This is a genomic window from Mesorhizobium sp. CNPSo 4671, from assembly GCF_057784245.1.
On the sequence record NZ_JBWLUW010000002.1, the window covers coordinates 544753 to 564889 of the forward strand.

Consider the following 20137-nt stretch of genomic DNA (forward strand, 5'->3'; position numbering starts at 1 on the left):
CGTTTTCAGATGCGAAAATGAAGAAGGCCGCCGGTCTGACCGGCGGCCTTCAATCGTCTTTTCAAGAGCGAAGAACCTCAGAGGTTCTTGTTGATCGCGGCGGCGGTCTTGTTGGTCGCGTCCTTGACGGCCGACTTCGCGTCGCCGACAGCCTTCTGGACCTTGCCCTTGGCTTCCTGTGCGGCGCCTTCGGCGCGCAGGCGGTCATTGCCGACGGCCTTGCCGACGCCTTCCTTGGCCTTGCCGACGGCCTGATTGGCGAGACCCGAGGCCTTGTCGCTGGTGCTTCCCATGGGATTTCCTTTCGCGGATTGTTTGCTGGGACCAACGTCGCTTTGTTTGGAAAGTTCCGCTCCTCGAAGGGAGGACGCCAAACGAAAAAGGCCCGCCACCGACGCGAATCGTGACGGGCCTTCTGGAGTAGGCCGGGCGTCCCACCGCCGGGCCGTTTGCACAACCTGTCAGCGGGACGATCGTTCCATCACAACAGGAGGCCGCCATCTCGGGGCGAGAGTTTTGGGCCTTGCGGATCAGCCAAATCTTCCCTGCGCGAGGTCGCAAGACCTCGCGATGTTTCAGGCCTCAGGCCTTCGATTCAGATGCAAACCGAGGTGCAAGCAACCGCGGTAACCGCCGAGAGTTTCTCCCGCTTCAAAAGCGTCGGCTTGGCGTAGGTTTTCTTCATGGCCTAGTCCCCCGTGTGGAATCAGACCGCGCAGGGATTCGATGGGGTGCAGTTAGCGGTTATGGCCGACAGCCTGTCACGTTTCACCAAAAGCGGCTTCTGATAGGTCTTTTTCATGCAATCCCCCTTTCCTTGGCAATGGCTGAGGTAAGCGCGTGCACGCGACTTTTGTCAAGTTGGCGCTAAAATAGGGGCCTGCGGACCGAGCCGAGCGGGATCGAGGGGCGCTTGGCTGCGGCGCGCGTCCAGACGGATACCCGTTTGACGATTGGTGCAAACGCCCATTGCTTCGTCATCCACGGGCGAAGCAAGGAGCGAAGCGACGCAGCGCAGACCCGAGGATCCATGCCGGGACTCCGAAGCGTTGCCGCGGTCCAGAATTCTGCTCCGCTGCGCCCTTCGACCAAGGTCACGGCATGGATCCCAGGGTCTACGCGACGCCGCTGCGCGGCTGCTTCGCCCTAGGATGACGAATCTCGGAGAGGCGCCGGCCAATCTCCACGGTTTGCGCTAGTGCAACGCGCGATGGATATTGCCTGCCGGCGGCAGGTCTTCAATCACTCAAAATGTGTCGAGAAACTAACCGGCCGGGCCGATTGGACCACTGCCCGAGGCTGCTTGCTGCGCTGTCACCGCCGACAGCTTCTGCCGCTTGACCAAGGTCGGCTTGTCATAGGGCTTTCGCATGAGTCCCCCTCCCGTTCGAATTGTTCAGGGTCGTTGCATGCCGGCTCATCGTCAAGCGAGCAGGCAGGACGGCGCAAATGCGCTTTCTGCTCTTCTGTCAGTTCTTGTCCATCGGCTTGGAGCGCATGCGCGGGACCGTCTCGCGCTCGGCGCGCTTGGAGCGCAGCGGCTGCAGGCCGCGGTCGATCAGGTTCATGTCTTCCAGCACCATGTCGACCATGCTTGTCGAATCTGTCGCCGAGCGTGCGTCCGATGGTTCCGACGGTCGCCTGAATATCAGGCGCATGACCAGGCCGAAGTAACCGGCCTGCAGGACGACCAGCGTCAGCGCCGACCAGCCAAGGGTCGCCCAGATCGACCCGGTCGCCAAATAGGCCCAGATCGCAACGCCGATTGTCGTTGCGGACATCCCGATAAGAAATTGCGGAAAGTACATGTCGCTTTCCACCCCCATTTCCAACCCGTGGGTTGGGATCCGTCCAATGCCAGCATCCTTTAGTTAAGTTGTCACTAAATTAGTAATAGTGCAATTGCCTGACCGCCAACCGGGAACACGATCATGGCGCGGCCATTGGAGTTTGAGCCTGTGTATGGTGTGCGGTGTTTCTCAAGCCACGGACAAAATCAGCGAAACGGCCGCCTTCGATCAGTTCCGATCCACAGGCTTCGACCGCATCCTCGACACCGTCTCACGTTCGGCGCGCTTGGAGCGCAACGGCGGCAGGCCGCGGTCGATCAGGTCCATGTCTTCCAGCACCATGTCGCCCATGCGCTTGAAGGCAATGTCGAGCGCGCCGGCGCGGTGGGCGGAGCGCAGGAAGCCGGGCAGGGCGCGGACCGGATGGTCGCTCGCCAGCGGCTCTTCCGGGAAGACGTCGCTGGCGGCGACGATGTGGCCGCTCCTCACCGCCGCCATCAGCGCCGGGAAATCGACCACGCCGGCGCGGCTGAGCAGGATGAAGGCGGCGCCCCTGCGCATCGAGGCAAAGGCGTCGGCGCCGAGAAAACCCTGGTTCTCGGAGGTCACCGAGGCGACGACGAAAACGAAGTCGCTCTGCGTCAGCACATCGTCGAGTGAGGCCGGCTCGACGCCATTGTCGATCAGGATCGACGGCGGCAGCCAGGGATCGAAGACTTTGGTGCGGGTGCGGAAGCCCGACAACAGGCGGTTGAGCGCGCGGCCGAGATCGCCGAAGCCGATGATGCCGACATCGGCGCCGGACAAGAGCCGGGCCGTCAGATTGCCGTCGCCGCCCCACAGTTCCTCGCCCTTGCGGAAGGCGAGATCGGCATCGACGATACCGCGGGCAAGGTTGAGCGCCATGGCGAGGCCAAGCTCGGCCACCGGCTCGGCAAAGACCAGACCGGTGGTGACGACATGGATGCCGCGCGCGAACAGCGTCTCGTAAGGCATGTTGTTGAGCAGGTTGGTCTCGACATTGAAGACGCAGCGCAGCGCCTTCATCTCAGCCAGCGTTTCCGGCGAGATCGGCGGTTGGCCGACGATGTAGCGGGCTTCCGCCAGCACATTGGCCGGCAGCTTGGCGACGCCATCGGCCGTGGTTTCCACGATGCGGTATTTCGCCTTGAAGCGCGCCAGCTGCGGCGGCGTGAAGATCAGCTCGAGCGAGCGCGGTTCCGGCGCGCTGATGACCAGCGGCAAGGTCTTGTTTGGCATGACGAATCCTCCCGGCGCGATGCTATCGCGCGTTTTTGCTTTGCCCATGTCGTTGTGCCCCAAAACCGTTGTACAGTTTCGGGCGATATGTGGCTCGGTGGCTAAAATACCGCCGATGAACCGATTTACAACCGCGAAAAATCGATTTACTCCTTTCGTCAACGGATGGAAAATGCCTCTGTCCGCGCCTCGGGAGGAGGAACAATGGCGCATAGGCAGGACCAGCAGCGGCGTGCGTCGATCCACGACGTGGCAAGCCGCGCCGGCGTGTCCGCCGCCACCGTCTCCAAGGTCATGGCCGGCGTCACCACGGTCAAGCCCGAGAATGCGCAACGCGTCCTGGATGCCATCGAACAGCTTGGTTACCGCGTCGATCCGCTGGCCTCGGACATGCGCCGGGCCAAGCGCCGCATCATCGGCGCCATCATGCCGGAATTCGAAAGTGAATTCTTCGGCCAGATGGTCACGCAGCTCGAGAGCCTGGCCGAACAGCGCGGCTATACGCTGGTGGCGGCATCGAGCCGCGAATCCGAAGCACGCGAAACGGAAATCCTCGCCCGCATGCATGACTGGCGGGTGGCCGGCGTGGTGCTGGCGCCGGTGCGCAACGAGCATGGCCCGGCGGCCGCCTTCATGAAGGCCAACGGCATGACCGGCGTGCTGATCGACCGCGTGCTGTCCGACGACGCCTTCGACACGGTTTCGGCCGACAGTGCGGCGGCCAGCGCGGAAGTGGCGCGCGCGCTGATCGGCAAGGGCCATCGCCACATACTGGTCGTCGGCCTCGGCGAGCAGGCGGCGACGGTGCGCGCCCGCCTCGACGGGTTTCGCACCACCGCGCTCCATCTGGCGCCGGATGTGCGCATCGATGTCGTGCTGGCCGAAACGGATGTCGAGCCGCTCAGGGCGCAGTTGCGCGACTACTTTGCAAAGGGCGAGCGCCCGACGGCGGTCTATTCGCTGTTCCTCAAGGGCACGCTGGTGGCGCTGTCGGAATTCCGGCGGCGCGGCTGGCACTGCCCCAACGACATTTCGCTGGTCGGCTTCGACGATGCCGAATGGATGCAGGTGACCTGGCCGGCCATCGCCGCCGTCGTGCAGCCGGTGCGCCAGATCGCCGGCCACGCCATGGAGTCGCTGTTTGCCAGGATTGAAGGCGAGGAGGGGCCGCCGACCGCGCGGCTCGAGCCTTGCCGGGTTTTGATGCGGGAATCCGTTGGCTCGCCAGGCAACGGGCCGCATTCCGGGGGAGGAAACCGACAATAGCCCCCATTGTCGACGAAGTAGCGCTGCGCCTGGCCACGGCTCGCGGCATCAAACATCAACCGGAGGAGAAACAAATGACCTCGTTCATTCCAAAGATAAATCGATTTACTCTGGCCTTTGGCGTTGCCATGGCGCTTTGCGCCGCGAATTCGGCAAGGGCTGAAGACGCCGAATACGGTGTGCTGATGAAGACGCTGGCCAATCCGTTCTGGGGCGCGATGAGCCAGGGTGTCGAAGCCGGCGCCAAGGGCGCCGGCGTCAAGATCTTCGAGCAGGCGGCCGAGAGCGACCAGGCGGCCGAGCCGCAGCTGAACCTGTGCAACACCATGCTGGAGCGCAAGCCGGCGGCGATGATCACCGCCGCCATCAACTCGACCAATCTTCTGCCGTGCTTGAAGGTGGCGCAGGAGGCCGGCGTCAAGATCGTCGACCTCGACAACAATCTCGACCAGGCGGTGCTCGACAAGGAAGGCATCAAGGTCACCTTCCATATCGGCTCCGACAACAATGCCGCCGGCGCGCAAGGCGCCGAATATCTGGTCTCCAAGCTCGGCAAGGACGCCAAGGGTCCGGTGCTGGTGATCGAGGGCCTGTCGGGCAACATCACCGGCGAGAAGCGCGCCAAGGGCTTTGCCGACAAGCTGAAGGAGCTGGCGCCAGGGCTGGAAATCGTCGCCTCGCTGCCGGGTGACTGGGATCGCGGCAAGGCGGCCTCGATCGCCACCGACACGCTGACGGCGCATCCCGACCTCGTCGCCATCTTCTGCGCCAATGACGGCATGGCGCTGGGCGCGGTCGAATCCGTCTACGCCGCCGGCAAGGGTCCGCAAGTGACCATCATCGGCGTCGACGGCAATTCCGATGCGGTGAAGTCGATCAAGGAAGGCCGCCTCAATGCGTCCGTCGCGCAGCTGCCCTATCTCGTCGGCAAGCAGGCGGTCGAGAACGTCAAGAAGGCGCTGGCCGGAGAGAAGGTCGAGGACAGCATCGCCGTGCCGACCCTGGTGCTGACCAAAGAGGTCATCGAGGCCGGCAAGGAGCCGATGCTGGAATACGTGAAATAGGAAGGGAATAGGGCAGTAGGGCAGTAAGGCAGTAGGGGAAATCGGGCGGTTTGCGCGTCTCGGCTCTCTTATTCACCTACTGCCTTACTGCCCTACTGCCCTCTTTAAAGGTGCAAAGAAATGGCTTCTGAAACAGCCCAGCCATGCTTCTGGTCCCGGGTGCAGCGTGCATCCGTCGAACGGCTTCATATCAGGCTGGAATCGCTGCTGGTGCTGGTGGCGCTCAGTGCTGTCATGGCGGTGCTGTCGCCGTATTTCCTGTCGCTGAGCAACTTCCTCAACATCCTGCTGGCGACCTCGACGATCGGCGTGCTGGCGATCGCCGCCACCTTCGTCATCGGCTCGGGCGGGCTCGATCTGTCGCTGGGCTCGGTGATGGGCTTGTCCGGCGTCGTCGGAGCCTTTGTCGCGGTCAATCTCGGCTGGTGGTCGCCGCTGGCGGTTCTCGCCTGCATCCTTGCCGGCGGCATTGCCGGCTACATCAACGGGCAACTCGTCACCCGCGCCTTCGTGCCGGCCTTCATCGTCACGCTCGGCATGCTCGGCTTGGCGCGCGGGCTGGCGCTGGTCATTTCGCAGGGCAGGGCGATCTACGGCCTGCCGCCCGAGATCGTCTATATCGGCCAGGGCCGGCCGTTCGGCGTGCCGATGCCGGTCATCCTGCTGGTGCTGACGGCTGTTGTCGCGCACTGCCTGCTTGCCTATACGCGCTTTGGCCGCCACACGCTGGCGCTGGGCGACAGCGAGGGTGCGGCGCGCGCGGCCGGCATCCGCGTCGAACATCACCGCCGCATCATCTACACGCTGTCGGGTGCGCTCGCCGGCCTCGCCGGCCTGCTGTTCACGGCCCGCGTCAATGCCGGCGACCCGACCGCCGGCATCAACTACGAACTGACAGCCATCACCGCGGCGATCATCGGCGGCACCAACCTGTTCGGCGGCCGCGCCTCGATCCTCGGCACCATGATCGGCGCGCTGATCATGGGTGTGCTGCAGAACGGGCTGACTCTGCTTGCCGTGCAATCCTACTACCAGCAGATGGCGATCGGCGCGGTGCTGATCCTGGCCGTGTTCATCGACCAGTACCAGGTCAGGAAGGAGTCACGCGTATGACGCTCCTTGTCCTCAACGGCATCCGCAAAAGCTTCGGCGCGGTCGATGTGCTGCATGGCGTCGACCTCAGTGTCGAGGCCGGCGAAGTGATCGGCCTGGTCGGCGACAATGGTGCCGGCAAGTCGACGCTGATGAAGACCATCACCGGCATTTATCGCGCCGATTCCGGCTCCATCCAGCTCGACGGAAAGGACATCCTGCCGCTCGATCCCGGCCAGCGGCGCCAGCTCGGGATCGAGATGATCTACCAGGACCTGTCGCTGGCCAAGCAGCAGGACGTGGCGGCCAACATCTTCCTCGGCCGCGAGCCGGTGAAGAAGCTGTTCGGCCTGTTTCCGTGGTTTGTCGACAAGGCCGAGATGGATCGCCAGGCGGCAAAGATGATCGAGCGGCTGGGCGCGCATCTGCCGTCGATCAACCGCTCGGTCGGCTCGTTCTCGGGCGGCCAGCAGCAGACGGTGGCGATCGCGCGAGCTCTGACCTTCAATCCCAAGCTGGTCATCATGGACGAGCCGACGGCGGCGCTCGCCGTGCGTGAGGTGCAGAGCGTGCTCGACCTGATCCGCCGGCTGAAATCGGAAGGCATCGCCGTGATCCTGATCTCGCACCGGCTCAACGACGTGCTGGCGGTCACCGACCGTATCGTGGTGCTGCGCCACGGCCGCGCCGAGGCCAATCTCGTCACCGCGAAAACCAACATGAACGAAGTCGTCGGCCGCATCGTCGGCGGCGGCGACACCAGCGCCGCGGCGGCGCACGAACAGAGAGGCTGAAATGAACACCTTTGGACTGCACACTTTCGCCATCGCCCCGGTCTGGGACCTCGACCTGATCGAGCCGCAGATGGAGCGGCTGAAGGGGCTCGGCATCGGCCTGCTCGAAATCCCGCTGCTGCGTCCGGAAGAGATCGACACCAAACGCACACGCGCCTTTGCCGAACGCTGGAATGTCGAGCTTATTCCGTCGCTTGGTTTGCCGGCTTCACTTGATGTGGTGGCACGGCCGGACGAGGCGTTGGCCTTTCTCGAACCGGCGTTTGGCGTCTGCGAAGCGGTGGGCAGCGCGGCGCTGGGCGGCGTCACCTACGGCACGATCGGCAAGACATCCGGACGCGCGCCAACCGAACAAGAGATCGACGGCATGTGCCGCTTCCTGGTGCGCGCGGCCAAGGCCGCCACGGCGCATGGGCTGAAGCTCGGCATCGAGCCCTGTAACCGCTACGAGACGCATCTGATCAATCGCGGCATCGACGCGACGCGCATCATCGAACGCGTCGGCGCCGACAACATCTTCATCCACCTCGACACCTACCACATGCATATCGAGGAGGAGAGTTTCGCGGCCGGTTTCCGGGCGGCGGCACCCTATCTCGGCTATGTCCACGTCTCGGAAGCCAATCGCGGCGTGCCAGGGCGCGGCATGCTCGACTGGGCGGCCTGCATGAAGGCCATCGCAGACATCGGCTACACCGGCGCCATCACGCTGGAAAGCATGAACCATGTCGATGTCGACATCGCCGGCGGGCTCGCCGTGTGGCGGCCGGTGGCGGAGAATCCCGACGATGTCATCGGCGTCGGGCTGCCGTTCCTGCGCGAGGCGGCGAGGAAGGCGGGGCTGCAGTTGGGGTGAGGGGAAAGACCCTCACGCCATGCCGGGCTCCCGCCGCGGTGCCAATTGGCGCACCTTGCGGCCGATGATCATCAGCTGACGTGCCGTGTTGTTGCGCAGGCGCCGTACGCGCCATTCCAGGCTTGTTTCGGTGGTAATCTGCTTGGCGTAGTAGCTCACTCGCATACCTTCCACATCCGAGGCCACCTTGACCGGGTCGTCATAGAAAGCGCTGATCTTGTCAGCCGCCATGCCAGGCGTTTCCAGCCAGCGCGGAATGTGAACCGAATGGAGCTGATCGACATCGATCATGACCCGCCCGATGCCGACGCCCGGAGTCGGGCATGTCGTCACGAATGCATCGCCAATGAAGACGACCCCGTCGCGACGATGGCCTTGCGTCGTGGTCAGATTGACCTGCCTGACCTCGACGGGGCTTGCCACTTCGAAGTTGCCGCACTGCGCCGCTATTTCGGGCATCAGTTCGCAAAGCATCTTTTGCGGATCCGCGCGGAAATCGCGCGTCCACTGTTCGGCGACGGTGCGATAGACGAACATGTTCGCCCGCATCCTGTCGCCGATGGGAAATACGGTGAGATAGGCGACGCGATCCGAGGCCCGCTTGCCGTAGCAAGTGACTGCTCGATATGCGCAATCACCCGGCGCAATGGCGAGGTCGAATCCCATCGACAGCGAATGCGCCTTCGACAGTTCGATGCGCTCAACGCCGATGGCGCGCCGCACCAATTCGCTGTAGCCGGTGGCCACAACCAGCAGGCGGGCGTTGATGACGGTGCCGTCGGCCAGCACCAACCGCTGCCGGTCCGGTCCGGTCGACACCTCGGTTACCTTGCCGACCGTCAGCGGCACCTGCGGCGGCAAGGCATCGCGCAAGCCATTGATCAGCGGGCCATAGGAAAATGCGTATTCCCACTTCTTTTCACGGGCGAAGAATTGGCCGAGGCGGAAGACATCGACGTCGGTAAACGGAGTGACGAGAGGCATGACCATCTTGTCGAGACCGAGCTTCTCGAACAGCCGCATCTGGTTCGCGCCGATCTTCTCGGCCCGGAACTCGTCGTGATGGACGCGGTGCGGATCGATCAGCGCCACCTTGCGGCCGGCGTTTCCCAACACCGTTGCCAGGGTGGTACCGGCCATTCCGGCGCCAATGATGGCCACGTCTACTTCGGCCGGGCCAGCCGGGACGGTCGTCATTTGTTCACCCTTTCCGCTGGTCATTGTTTTTCTCCACAATCTGTAGTGGAAAATATCTTCCAGCCATTTATCAACCTCAAGCAACCGATGCGCGTACCCGGTAGTAACATTTGTTTACCTTAACGCCGGGCCTGTTGTTTCCAGCGCGGCGCGATCGCCGAGCCATCGATGAATTCCAGGCCGCCCGCCTCGTTGAGCGTGTGCAGCTTGCGTCCATTCCATAGCGCGCCAGGCGTTAAGATGGTCTCGACGACCTGCTCCATGCCGTTCAAATCAAGGTGAGCGACGCGTGCGATGCCAAGGGCAGCGCCATAACTCCTGCGGCAATCCTGCACCGGACGCAGCAATTGGCCGTCGCGTTCGACCATGCGACCGGCCGGCCGCGCCGAGGCAATGTCGACCAGAACGGGATTTTTGGGATGCGGCGTCCAGGGTCCGCGAAAGTCCGGCGCCGACCACAGATGCAACGCATCGGAGAAGGCGCCGCCGCCGTCGCGGACGGTGGCGAACAGCCACCAGCGCCCGCCATGCTCGACCAGAGTGGCGTCGCTGGCGACGATGTCGGACAAGAGCGTCGCTTCCTTGACCCAGCCGCCGGGAAAGGCGGTGGCGCGGTAGAGATCGACCGTGCGGTTGGCGCAGCTTTCCGGCACCATCCAGACTTCGCCGTCGCGCTCGAAGACGAAGGGGTAGGAGAGGTGATAGGGCAGGTCGAGCACCGGCTCGGGACGTCCGATCGGCCCTGATGGGCCGAACGGCACGGCGGAGATGATGGCCCGGCCCAGACGGTGGACATAGTCCTCGACAAACAGGGTCACTTTTCCCTGGTAGAGGATCGGAAACGGATCGGCATAGAAGCGGCTGCCATCGTCGGGCAGCACCTGCCAGCCCGTTGCCGGATGGGCGCGCAGGTCGTAGAGGTCGCGGCCATCGGTCTGGCGCCAGCCGACCTTCCAGTGCGGGGCGTTGTAGCAGAGGTGGTAGATCTTTTGGACGACGCGCCGCGCCAGCGCCTTGCCCGCCCTGATGCCGAGCTTGGCGGTGGAAGGTATCTGCGGCGAGGCACCGGCTTGCGCCGGCTCAGGCAGCACTGGCAGGGCGGCGCGTGCCGCGCCGGTCATTGCCGCAAGGATCAGGCTTGCCGTGCGTGCCAGCATATCCTGGAAGGCGGCGAGCGCGATGCCGCCATATTCGGTGCCCAGGCGTCCCTCGGCGACGGTGGCGCCGTTCTCCTCGATGCGGGCAATCGGCGTGCGGCCGTCGAGGATCAGCGCCAGCAGGGCGGCTTCACCGGCGGCGCCGTCATAGGTGACGCGCCAGACGCGTGTTCCTTCCGAGCTCACATCGCCGCAGAGGTCGATCACCAGATCGGGAGAGGCGGGTGGTTGCGTGCGATAGGGAGCGAGTGCCGACAGCGGCAGGCGCTTGGCCAGCCCGTCCGCCGGCAGGCCATGGAGGACCGTCTCAAGCTGGAACAGCGCCGCGATGCTGCCTGGAATGCGGCCCCCGGCCGGGCGGGCGTCGACGAAAACCTCGACCTGCGGCAATGCCGCAAGGCGTTGCAGCAGCGTCAGGTGGAAAGCACGGACGCATTCGCCGTCCAGGCGCAGGCTCACCTGCATGTCGCACCCCTAGCATTTTGTTGTTCTGTGTCTTGATGTTCGGAATCGGGCCGGTGTTCGAAAATTGGGCAGGGAAGATGGCCGCACGGACGGGCCGGAGTGAAGTGCTGCCCCATTTCCATACGTCCCCTGCTCGCCCGCGCCCGTGTTGACACGCTCGTGCCTTTATTAGGCAAACTCCGTGCCAAAAATCAGAAGAGCTCCCAACATAATTAACAGTGTTTTAACAGTTGGAGGAATAGCTAGTTGAAGCTGCAATTTAGACTTGCAGACACATGGAGTGTTGTCGGAGCGACCTTTGCAATCATCCCTGCTCTCGTTGCCGCAACAACATGCTCCCGAGGCAATGCAATATGCTGCCCCGGAGCCCGTGCCGACGGCGTCCTATGCATCCTCGACCGTCGAGCTGGGTGACCTGAAGCGCATATTGGTGCGCCGTCGTTTCCTGATCATCGCCACCGCGGCGCTGCTGACCCTCGTGACGCTGGCCTATGGGTTGCTCACGCCGGCGCTGTACAGCTCGGTGGCGGAAATCATCATCGATCCGCAAGACCTGCAGGTGGTCACCAACGACGTCAATCCGAGCCGCGTTCCGCCCGATGGCGGCATCACCATGGTGGAAAGCCAGGTCAGCGTCGTCCAGTCGACGGGCGTGCTGCTCAAGGCCATCGAGGCAACCAAGCTGACCGAGGATCCGGAATTCAACGGGCAGGGCGGGTTGTTGGGCCGTTTGCTCGGCGGCGTGCTGGGCTCGGGCTCGGCCGAAACCGACAGGACAGGCAAGACGCTCGATGCGTTGCGCCGGGTGCTGGCGGTGAAGCGGGCCGACAAGGTGCTGGTCCTCGACGTGATCGTGACCGCCAAGAGCCCCGACAAGGCGGCGAAGCTCGCCAATGCCATTGCGCAGGCCTATCTGGCCGACCGGGCGAGCGCGCGCGCGAAGATGGCCACGGATGCTTCCGACTCCATCACCGCGCGGCTGGACGAGCAGCGCAAGCGCGTGCAGCAGGCCGAGAACGCCGTCGAGGCCTACAAATCCGCCAACAACATGGTGATGGCGGCGGGCAATCTGGTCAGCGACCAGGAACTGACCGAGATCAACACGCAGCTCTCTGCCGCGCAGAGCCGCACCGCGGCACTGAAGGCGCAGGTCGACCAGTTGCGCCGGTCCGGCGGCGCGCCGGACGCGACCTCGGAAGCCATGCGTTCGTCGGTGATTTCGAGCCTGCGGGCGCAAGAGGCGACGCTTGTCGACCAGGTCTCGCAGCTCGGCACGGAACTCGGGCCGCGCCACCCCTCGATGATCGCCGCCCAGCAGCAGCTGCGCGACACGCGCGCGCTCATCGCGCGCGAACTCGGCCGCATCGGCGCCGCCGCCGAGACCGATTACGAGCGGGCGCTGGCCAACCAGCAGGCGCTGGAAGCCAAGGTCGCCGGCATGAAGAGCAAGTCGCTCGACACCGACCAGGCTTCGGTCAAGCTGCGCGAACTGCAGCGCGACCTCGAGGCGGTGCGCTCCGTCTACGCCACCTATCTGCAGCGGGCGCAGGAAACGCGCGAGCAGATCAATGTCGACAGCACCAATGCGCGCATTATCTCCGAGGCCATGCCCGCTTTGAAGAAGAGCTGGCCGCCCTTGCCGCTGCTGCTGTTCGGCGCCCTCTTCGGCGGGTTGGGACTGGGCACCGCGCTCGCGCTGATCGCGGAATATTCCTCGCCGACCGTGCTTTCCAGCGCGCAGATGCAATCGGTCATCGACGCGCCGGTGTTTGGCGTGCTGCCGGCAAAGGCGGGCAGTGGCCGCCGCTTGTGGCCTTTCGGCGGTGCCGCCGTTGCGGCAGGGCAGAAGACGGATGCGGTCGCGGGCCTGGCGCTGAGGCGCCTGTTCGCGTCCAGCCGGCGTCCGCCGAACTGGCCGCTGGTGCCGTCCGTCCTGCTGACGTCGCCGCCGGAAGACGCCGCGCATCGGGGCCGGGTGGCACGGCTGCTCGCCAATGCCGCGGCCGCCAGGGGCAGCCGCGTCCTGTTCATCGACACCAACAACGCCAGCGGCGGCAAGAAGGAGCCGCAACCCGGTCTCCTCGACGTGCTGCGCGGCGAATATGCCTTCGAGGCGGTGAGCCAGCGCACGGCCGGCAGCAATGTCGCGGTTCTGGGCAGGGGCCGGCAAACGGCCGTCTTCTCCGAGGCGCAGGGCGTCTATTTCACGCAGCACATGCTGGCCCAGGCGGGCCGCAACTTCGACCTCGTCGTCGTCGACGGCGGCGCGCTGGCCGACAATCTCAACGCCTCGCCGCTGGTCGCGATGGTTGACGAGATCGTCATGGTCGCGACTCTGAACTCGACGCCGATGGCCGACGTCACGGCGGCCTCGCAGGCCATTTCCGTCATGGGGCGGTTGCCGACCGGCGCCTTGCTGGTCGACGAGGCGGCCTGAGATGGCTGCCGTCCGGGCCACCAACCCGGCAACCGGCTGGGCCGGTTCGGGTCGAGTCGCCGGCAGCTCCGTCGATTGGCTGACCAGCTTTGGCCTGGTCGCAACGGTGGCGTTGCTGTTCAGCATCTCCGGCGGCATGCTGTGGCTGGTGGGCTACAATTACGATGGCCTGACCGGCAACCCTGCCACCAAGATCCATCCGTCGACCTATCTGCTCGTGCTGGTGTTTGCCTGGCGCGCCTGCACCTTCGGCAATCCGGTCGGCTATATGGTCGCCGTTGCCGACCGGCGGCCGGCCAGCACGCTGATGGCGGTCATGTCGATCGTGCTGCTGGTCGTCGTCATTGCCAGGCAGCGTCCCGGCATGGCCGGCATGATCGACACGTTCGTCGCGCCGGCGCTGCTGGTGATGATGCTGGGCGAGGACGACGAGAAGACGTTTGCCCGGATGCAGACCGTCGTTCACGCCATCATGACCGTGAACGCTCTGCTCGCCCTGTTCGAGTTCGCCACCAAGACGCTGATCTTTCCCTATCGCCTCGACGGCGAGGTGTTCATGAGTGACTTGCGCTCGACGGCGCTTCAGGGCCATCCGCTGTCCAACGCCACGGTCACCTCGATCTATGTGCTGGCGCTGCTCTCCGGTTCGAGATCGCTGTCCATGCCAGTGCGGCTCGGATTGATCGGCCTGCAATTCGCGGCGCTGGTCGCGTTTGGCGGCCGGTCCGCGATGGTGACGACGATCGTGCTCGGCGGTTGCTACCTGCTCATCCAGGGCCTGCGTAGCCTGCGCACGGGGCGCGTCAACCTGCTTGGCGCGGCACTCGGCCTCATCCTTGCCGCGCTGGTGCCGGTGGTCATCGCGGTCGCGGCGTCATACGGCTTCTTCGACGCGCTGCTCGAACGCTTCGTGTCGGACTCCGGCAGCGCCAATGCCCGCGTCGAAATGTTCGAGCTCTTCAAACATTTCGAACTGCGCGACCTGATCGTGGGGCCTGATATCGATCTCATCGAAAGCCTGCGCCGCATCAGCGGCCTCGAGCAGGGCATCGAAAACCCGATCATCCGCCTGATCCTCTACCAGGGCGCCTTCTTCACCCTGCTGTTGTTTGTCGGCTTCGCCCTGTTCATGCACGAAGTGGCGCGCCGCTGCCATGCCGGTATCTGGCTGACGATGCTGGGCTGGCTGATCCTGCTCAACACCTCCGAAAGCCTGGCCTCGAAGACGACGCTGATGACGAAGTTCGTGGTGATCGCGCTGGTGCTGTACCGGCCGGTGCGGGGTGTAGTGGGGCGGCCCCAGACGCAACCCCGCGTTTCGTTATCTTAGGGCCTGCGCCGCGTCGCTTCGCTCCTTGCTCCGCCCTAGGATGACGAACAAAGGGAGGCGCTCAGCCAATCGCCACGATCCACGACCTATTCTGGCATCCTCAGCCCGAGCGCCTCGACCATCGCAGGATCCAGCGCGCGGGTGGTGCCGTCCATCATGCCCATGCCGTCGAAGAGGTCCCAGAAGGCCCAGGGGAAGCCGGCCGCCTCGGCGCTCTGCCGGACATCTGATATGTAGCGGGCGCGGTCGGCGTTGGGGGCGGCGGTGTAGCGGGCGTCGGTGCGCAGCGCGCCGAATTCGCCCATGATGATGCGGTTGGGCGCGATGCCGTGGCTGTCGGCCCAAGCGCGTGCCTGGTTGAGATATTTGTCGATGAACCAGCGATCCGGCTGGGCGTCGAAATAGACTTTCAGCACGCGCTCGGTTTCCGCATAGGCGGCCTTTTTATCCGCTTCGGAGGTCTCGGTATCCCCGGCCATGCGCGCCCGGACGGAGGCGAGCGTCGCGTCGAGCGAACCGGCGGAGGCCGGCCACGGCACATTGTTCAGCGCGCGATAGACCGGCTCGCGCATCCACGGCGCGCCCTGGTGGCTGAACAGATAGGGCTCGTAAAAATGGAAGGTGAACAGGATCGGCTCGAAGGCCGCCAGCGGCGCCGGATCGAGTGCCGCGAGCCCGCTGACCATCGAGCCGCAGCCGCCGGTGACGACCAGCGGCAAGGTTTGGGATGACACCCTGGCCGCCGTCAGCAGGGATGCCTGTACCTGCGACCAGACGTTGGAATCGCAGGATTGCGCCGGCTCGTTGACCGGCTCCAGCGCCACCATGCCCGGTGTGAACCGCGCCAGCCTGCCGGCAAGCTCGCCCACCAGCCCGCGATAGGCCGCGAATTCGGGCGCGGCGGTGCTGGAGAGCATGCGGTCGGGGTTCCAGTAATGGGTGGCGCCATTGGCCTGGACGTTGACGATGATGCCAAGGCCGGCGTCGAGGCTGGCGGCGACGGCGGCGTCCACCATGTCCAGCAATTTTGCGCGCGTCGCGGCGTCGGCGGCCAGGAACGGGCCGGGATCGACGGGCAGGCGGATGAAGTCGAGCCCGGTCTGACGCAGCCGACCAAGGTCGTCTGGGGTCGGCACCGGCCGCTGCGACTGAAAGGGCGGCCAGTCATAATCGGTACGCGGCGCGGGAAACTCGCGCGTCAGCGCAAACCAGGGCCAGGCGTTGACGCCGCGCCGGAAGCGCCATTCGCCGCTGGCGGACTGCGCCGGCTGTGTGGACGAAAGCGGCGCCAGCACCGCGGCAGCGGGCACCAGCGCCGTCGAGAGCGCCGTGCTCAGGACCCGCCGTCGCGACCAGTCGGTCATACGGCGTCGGGCGAGGGGCGGTCGATCGCGGCCGTTCTTGGGGCGCTCACGCCGAGAAGCCGGTAGGCTTCATTCTCATAGGCCAGCAGGACATCGTCCCAGCGGAAGGCTTCGCGGGCGCGTTTCCTGGCGGCCTCGCCGCAGGCCTTGACCAAGGCGTCATCCTCCATCGCCTGCTGCATCCTCTCGGCGCAGCTCTGCGTATCGGTGAAATGGATGGCGGCGGCACCCGCGACCCACCTGTTGTAGGGATTGTCGTGCGCGATCACCATGTTGCCGGCGGCCAGCGCCTCGACCAGCGACGGGTTGGTGCCGCCCACCGTGTGGCCATGCATATAGGCGCGCGCGTGGTAGCGGAGCGCCTTCACCGCCGCCTGATCGTAGATGGCGCCGGGCAGGACCACCGAGGCGTTCGCCGCCTTGCGGACCGCGACATGATAGGGAATCTGGTCGAACAGCGTGCCGAGCACCACCAGCTTCATGTCGCGCTTCTGGCTGCAGAAGGCTTCGACGATCGGCAGGATGTTGTTGTCGGGCTCGATGCGCGCGATCGAGATCAGGTATTTTCCGGGCTCGAGGCCGAGCGCGCGCACCGGCGCCTCGGGCGCCGACGTCACCGGATCGGCGCCATAGGTGATGGTGGCGATGGCGCTGCGCGGCCGGCGCGTCGCCAGATGATCGGCGATGACCGGATGGTCGGCGACCAGGCGGTGCGATGCCCATGCGCCGATCCACTCATTGAGCCAGAACCAGGTGCGCGCCGCTGGTCCCCATTTCGGGCGGCGCCACTCGATGCCGTCCATATTGGTGATGATCTTGCGCCGCATCAGCCTGAGCCAGGTCAGGAAGACCGCGCCATTGTAGCCGAGCACCAGGCAGACGCCGGGCCGGCGCGCGGCGTCGAGCACGCACTGCCAGTCGAATTCCAGCGTCGCGCGCGGGCCTTTCGAGGCGACCTGGACGTGGATGAGGTCGATGCCGCGCCAGCTGTCGAGGCGCACCCGCTGGTCGACCCGCTCGACCTCTTCCTGGCAGTAGACGCCGACCTTCCAGCCGCGTGCGACCAGGAAAAGGGCCAACTTCTCGGCGAAGGTTTCGAAGCCGCCATGGGCGGCTGGGATGCCGCGCGTTCCCAGGATCAGGATGGCAGGCTGTTCCGATTTCATGGCTGCTGGCGCTTTCAAGTCCGCTCGGTCCGCTGAGGAAGGCTGTCTCATCTTAAAACCGCAGCCTTGCAATATGCCTGCCAGACGCGATTCCGGCCATTGTCGCACCCGGGTTGTAAAATATTTGTTCCAACCGCCGTGGTTGTTTCATTATCGGTCAACCTTCCCAACGTATGTGTATCGAAACGAGGCGATGCCGGGGCTAGTCGACCCGCAAATGGATATATTAGCTCGGCATAATCCTTGCAAATGGACTTCTGCGCGCCGGAATCGGCGGAGGGCGTGCAGCATTGATGTGGTGATCCGGGTTCAACATCCGTTTCATGACCACACTGATAACGAGGGAAGTCCAAAGGGGTGTTGGCTTGAAGTTTCCGGCGTCAGGCGGCGGAATCGTCTCACCACCCTGACAGAAAGATGCATGTGAAGATGCGGATTGCTTGCATCCATCAGGGCTACGAACTCTACGGTTCCGACCGCAGCTTCGCGGAGAGCGTCGCGGCGTTGCGCGCCGCGTTTCCGTCCGCCGACATCGAAGTGGTCTTGCCGCGCAGCGGGCCAATCGTCGAAATCCTGGAGCCTCATGCCAGCCGCATCGTCTTCGAACCGCTCTGGGTGCTCAGGCGGCAGGCGATGTTCAAGCTGGCGACCATCGAGATGGCGCGGCTGCCGGTGGCGCTGTGGCGGGCATGGCGGCGCCTCAGCGATTGCGACCTCGTCTATGTCAACACCTCGATCGTCGCCGATTATGCGCTGGCCTCGCGCCTGCTGCCTGCCAAGGCGCTGCTGCACATCCATGAAATTCCCGAAGGCGTGCTGCGCCGGATCCTCGTCGGCCTGATGCACTGGAGCCATGCCGACCTCATCTTCAATTCGAAAGCGACGCGCGCCACCTTCGGCGAGCCCAAATACGCGCGCTCTTACGTCGTCTACAATGGTGTTGCCGGTCCGGCGGCGGCGCAAGCGATGACCTATGACGGCCAACGCCCGCTGCGGGTGCTGCTGCTTGGCCGCATCAACCGGATCAAGGGCCAGGAAGTGCTTCTGGAGGCGATCGCCTCGCTGCCGGCGGAACTCAGATCGAGGATCGAGGTGCGGCTGGTCGGCGGCGCCTTCGAAAGTGTCGAGCGCGAGCGCGCGCTGGCCGAACTGGTCGAAACCATGGGGCTCACCGGACAGGTCAGCGCCTTGCCCTTCATCCCGGATCCTTCTGAGCATTATCGCTGGGCCGACATCGTCACCGTGCCGTCGCGGCGTCCGGAATCGCTCGGCCGCGTCGCCATCGAGGCGATGGCTTATGGCCGGCCGCCGCTGGTGTCGGCGATCGGCGGTCTGGTCGAGGTGGTCGCCGACGGCGAGACCGGCTGGCACGTTGCGCCGGGCGATGCACCGGCCCTTGCCGCGAAATTGCGCGAGATCATCCTCGCTCCTGAGGCATGGCGCGGTTTCATCGCCGCCGGGCGCAAGCGCTACGAGACGATTTTCAGCGAGCCGGTCGCAGCGGCCGCGATCGCGGCCATCGCTGCCGACAAGCTGAAAGCCGCGATCGCAAGGCCGGGCAGGGTGGCAAGCACGCGCCAGGCGGAGACACGGCCGTGAAGTTCCCGATCCATCTTGTGCGACGCCTCGTGCTGATGATCGGCGGCGAGGCGATGCAGAGCGGCTTTCATTTTGCCCTCAACATCGCGCTGCTGCACATGCTGTCGGCGCAAGGCTATGGCCTTTTCGCCATTGCCATGGTGATGGGCGGCGTCGGCCTGTCCTACATCCGGTCGCTCACCGCGGTTCCCGCCTCGATATGGATGGGCAAGAGCACCAACAGCGCCGGCGTCGATGCCCATGACGTGGCCTTCGGAACGGCGGCCCTGGTCGTGGCGCTGCTGATGGCCGTCGGCACGGCCGTCCTGATGCATCTCCTGGGCGACCCGAGCGGCATTGCCGCCGGCTGCTTCGTCGGCGCATGGTCGCTGCGCAGCCATATGCGCACGGCATTCTTCGCGCGCCGTCAGCAGGTGATCGTCTCCATCAGCGACGCGGCTTTCACGATCTCCGGCACCGTGTTCGCCGGGCTGGCGATCTGGTTCGCCGGGGCCGCGCTGCAGACCGTGTTCTATGCCCTTGCCGCAGCCAATGTGATTGGCATCTTCGTCCTGGTCCGGCTGGCGCGCCGCACGGTCCGCATCTCCTTCCGCATGCCGACGCGCCGGCGCTATACCAGGCTGTGGCGCCAGCTGTGCTGGTCGGCGTTCAGCGCGACCACCACCAACATCCAGGGTCAATGCCTGGCGTTGCTGGTCGCGGGCATTGCCGGGCCTGCCGCCTATGCACCGCTGGCGGCGGTGATCGTGCTGTTCGCCCCGCTGCGCATCATCAGCCTTGCTTTCGTCAACATGACGCAGCCGGAGCTCGCCAAGCTGATGCGACTGGGCGAAACGCGCCGCGTCTGGGCGCAGGCGAAAATCTGGTCGGTGGTCATGGGGCTGGGCGGCCTGGCCTATGGATGCGCCATCCTGTTCGTCCTGCCGATGATCAAATCCCAGGCTCTCCAGGATGCTTCGGTCGGGTTCATCGGGCTTTTCGTGACCGCGAATTTTATCCCGATCATGCTCTACATCATGCCCCGCATCGTGCTTGAGATCCTCGGCGATTTCCGCATAGTCGCCTTCATCACCTTGGGCGGCGCGATCGTCGGGCTGGCGCTGATCGCGATCCTGCTGGCAATCGCGTCTCCGCCGTGGGCGCTGCTGGGTTCCGCGGTCTCCGAGATCTTCGTGCTCGCGGCATCATGGTATTTCGTGCATCACCGCATGTGGAACATTGAGCACCCGGACCAGCAGCGCAACAGCCGCTTGGGCTCCTGGCGGCGGGCGGTCACGTTCGCCGCGGCGAGGCGATAGGA

General features: G+C 64.9%; 16 protein-coding genes and 2 pseudogenes. 9 read left to right on the plus strand and 9 right to left on the minus strand.

Annotated features, from left to right (window positions below; translation table 11 throughout):
• Positions 1-77 precede the first annotated feature (77 nt).
• From AC04SF_RS07135 to AC04SF_RS07155, 5 genes and pseudogenes are all read right to left on the minus strand, one after another.
• Positions 78-293, minus strand: a complete 216-nt coding sequence (locus AC04SF_RS07135; protein WP_019859538.1) for a CsbD family protein — start codon at positions 291-293, stop codon at positions 78-80.
• Between the two features lie 971 nt (positions 294-1264).
• Positions 1265-1372, minus strand: coding sequence for a hypothetical protein (locus AC04SF_RS07140; RefSeq protein ID WP_096448352.1), 108 nt, complete (start codon positions 1370-1372; stop codon positions 1265-1267).
• Between the two features lie 97 nt (positions 1373-1469).
• Positions 1470-1592, minus strand: a pseudogene (locus AC04SF_RS07145) (hydroxyacid dehydrogenase); the annotation flags it as partial.
• A gap of 105 nt (positions 1593-1697) precedes the next feature.
• Positions 1698-1826, minus strand: a pseudogene (locus AC04SF_RS07150) (hypothetical protein); the annotation flags it as partial.
• Positions 1827-2018: 192 nt separating this feature from the next.
• Entirely contained in the window at positions 2019-3050 is a 1032-nt protein-coding gene (locus AC04SF_RS07155) for a hydroxyacid dehydrogenase (RefSeq protein WP_488477142.1), read from the minus strand.
• A 204-nt stretch (positions 3051-3254) separates the two neighbouring features.
• On the opposite strand from AC04SF_RS07155, the gene AC04SF_RS07160 reads away from it, so the two are divergent.
• From AC04SF_RS07160 to AC04SF_RS07180, 5 genes are all read left to right on the plus strand, one after another.
• Entirely contained in the window at positions 3255-4316 is a 1062-nt protein-coding gene (locus tag AC04SF_RS07160) for a LacI family DNA-binding transcriptional regulator (protein WP_488477143.1), read from the plus strand.
• Positions 4317-4390: 74 nt separating this feature from the next.
• Positions 4391-5380: a sugar ABC transporter substrate-binding protein gene (locus tag AC04SF_RS07165; RefSeq protein ID WP_488477144.1), complete on the plus strand. Its 990-nt coding sequence runs from the start codon at positions 4391-4393 to the stop codon at positions 5378-5380.
• 120 nt (positions 5381-5500) lie between these two features.
• Positions 5501-6493: an ABC transporter permease gene (locus AC04SF_RS07170; RefSeq protein ID WP_488477145.1), complete on the plus strand. Its 993-nt coding sequence runs from the start codon at positions 5501-5503 to the stop codon at positions 6491-6493.
• Positions 6490-7266 (plus strand): ATP-binding cassette domain-containing protein, encoded by a 777-nt coding sequence (locus AC04SF_RS07175; protein WP_488477146.1) that lies wholly within the window; start codon positions 6490-6492, stop codon positions 7264-7266. The genes AC04SF_RS07170 and AC04SF_RS07175 overlap by 4 nt, the downstream gene beginning before the upstream one ends.
• Position 7267: 1 nt before the next feature.
• Positions 7268-8122: a sugar phosphate isomerase/epimerase family protein gene (locus tag AC04SF_RS07180; protein ID WP_488477147.1), complete on the plus strand. Its 855-nt coding sequence runs from the start codon at positions 7268-7270 to the stop codon at positions 8120-8122.
• Between the two features lie 12 nt (positions 8123-8134).
• Here the strand turns inward: AC04SF_RS07180 and AC04SF_RS07185 are convergent, their stop codons facing one another.
• Positions 8135-9343: an FAD-dependent oxidoreductase gene (locus AC04SF_RS07185; protein ID WP_488477148.1), complete on the minus strand. Its 1209-nt coding sequence runs from the start codon at positions 9341-9343 to the stop codon at positions 8135-8137.
• Positions 9344-9438: 95 nt separating this feature from the next.
• Positions 9439-10941, minus strand: coding sequence for a glucosamine inositolphosphorylceramide transferase family protein (locus tag AC04SF_RS07190; protein WP_488477149.1), 1503 nt, complete (start codon positions 10939-10941; stop codon positions 9439-9441).
• 346 nt (positions 10942-11287) lie between these two features.
• On the opposite strand from AC04SF_RS07190, the gene AC04SF_RS07195 reads away from it, so the two are divergent.
• A complete protein-coding gene (locus tag AC04SF_RS07195) occupies positions 11288-13378 on the plus strand; it encodes a GumC family protein (RefSeq protein WP_488477150.1) in 2091 nt (696 codons plus the stop codon).
• A gap of 1 nt (position 13379) precedes the next feature.
• Positions 13380-14708, plus strand: a complete 1329-nt coding sequence (locus AC04SF_RS07200; protein ID WP_488477151.1) for a VpsF family polysaccharide biosynthesis protein — start codon at positions 13380-13382, stop codon at positions 14706-14708.
• An 86-nt stretch (positions 14709-14794) separates the two neighbouring features.
• Here the strand turns inward: AC04SF_RS07200 and AC04SF_RS07205 are convergent, their stop codons facing one another.
• Together AC04SF_RS07205 and AC04SF_RS07210 are read right to left on the minus strand one after the other, a co-directional pair.
• Positions 14795-16072: a glycoside hydrolase family 5 protein gene (locus AC04SF_RS07205; RefSeq protein WP_488477152.1), complete on the minus strand. Its 1278-nt coding sequence runs from the start codon at positions 16070-16072 to the stop codon at positions 14795-14797.
• Complete coding sequence (locus AC04SF_RS07210; RefSeq protein WP_488477153.1) at positions 16069-17238, minus strand: DUF1972 domain-containing protein; 1170 nt, start codon at positions 17236-17238, stop codon at positions 16069-16071. Before AC04SF_RS07210 ends, AC04SF_RS07205 begins: the two co-directional genes overlap by 4 nt.
• A gap of 429 nt (positions 17239-17667) precedes the next feature.
• Between AC04SF_RS07210 and AC04SF_RS07215 the strand changes: the two genes are divergently transcribed.
• Entirely contained in the window at positions 17668-18837 is a 1170-nt protein-coding gene (locus AC04SF_RS07215) for a glycosyltransferase (RefSeq protein WP_488477154.1), read from the plus strand.
• Positions 18834-20135 carry an MATE family efflux transporter gene (locus AC04SF_RS07220; RefSeq protein WP_488477155.1) on the plus strand — a complete coding sequence of 434 codons (1302 nt, stop codon included), beginning with the start codon at positions 18834-18836 and terminating at the stop codon, positions 20133-20135. The genes AC04SF_RS07215 and AC04SF_RS07220 overlap by 4 nt, the downstream gene beginning before the upstream one ends.
• The last annotated feature ends 2 nt before the right edge of the window (positions 20136-20137 follow it).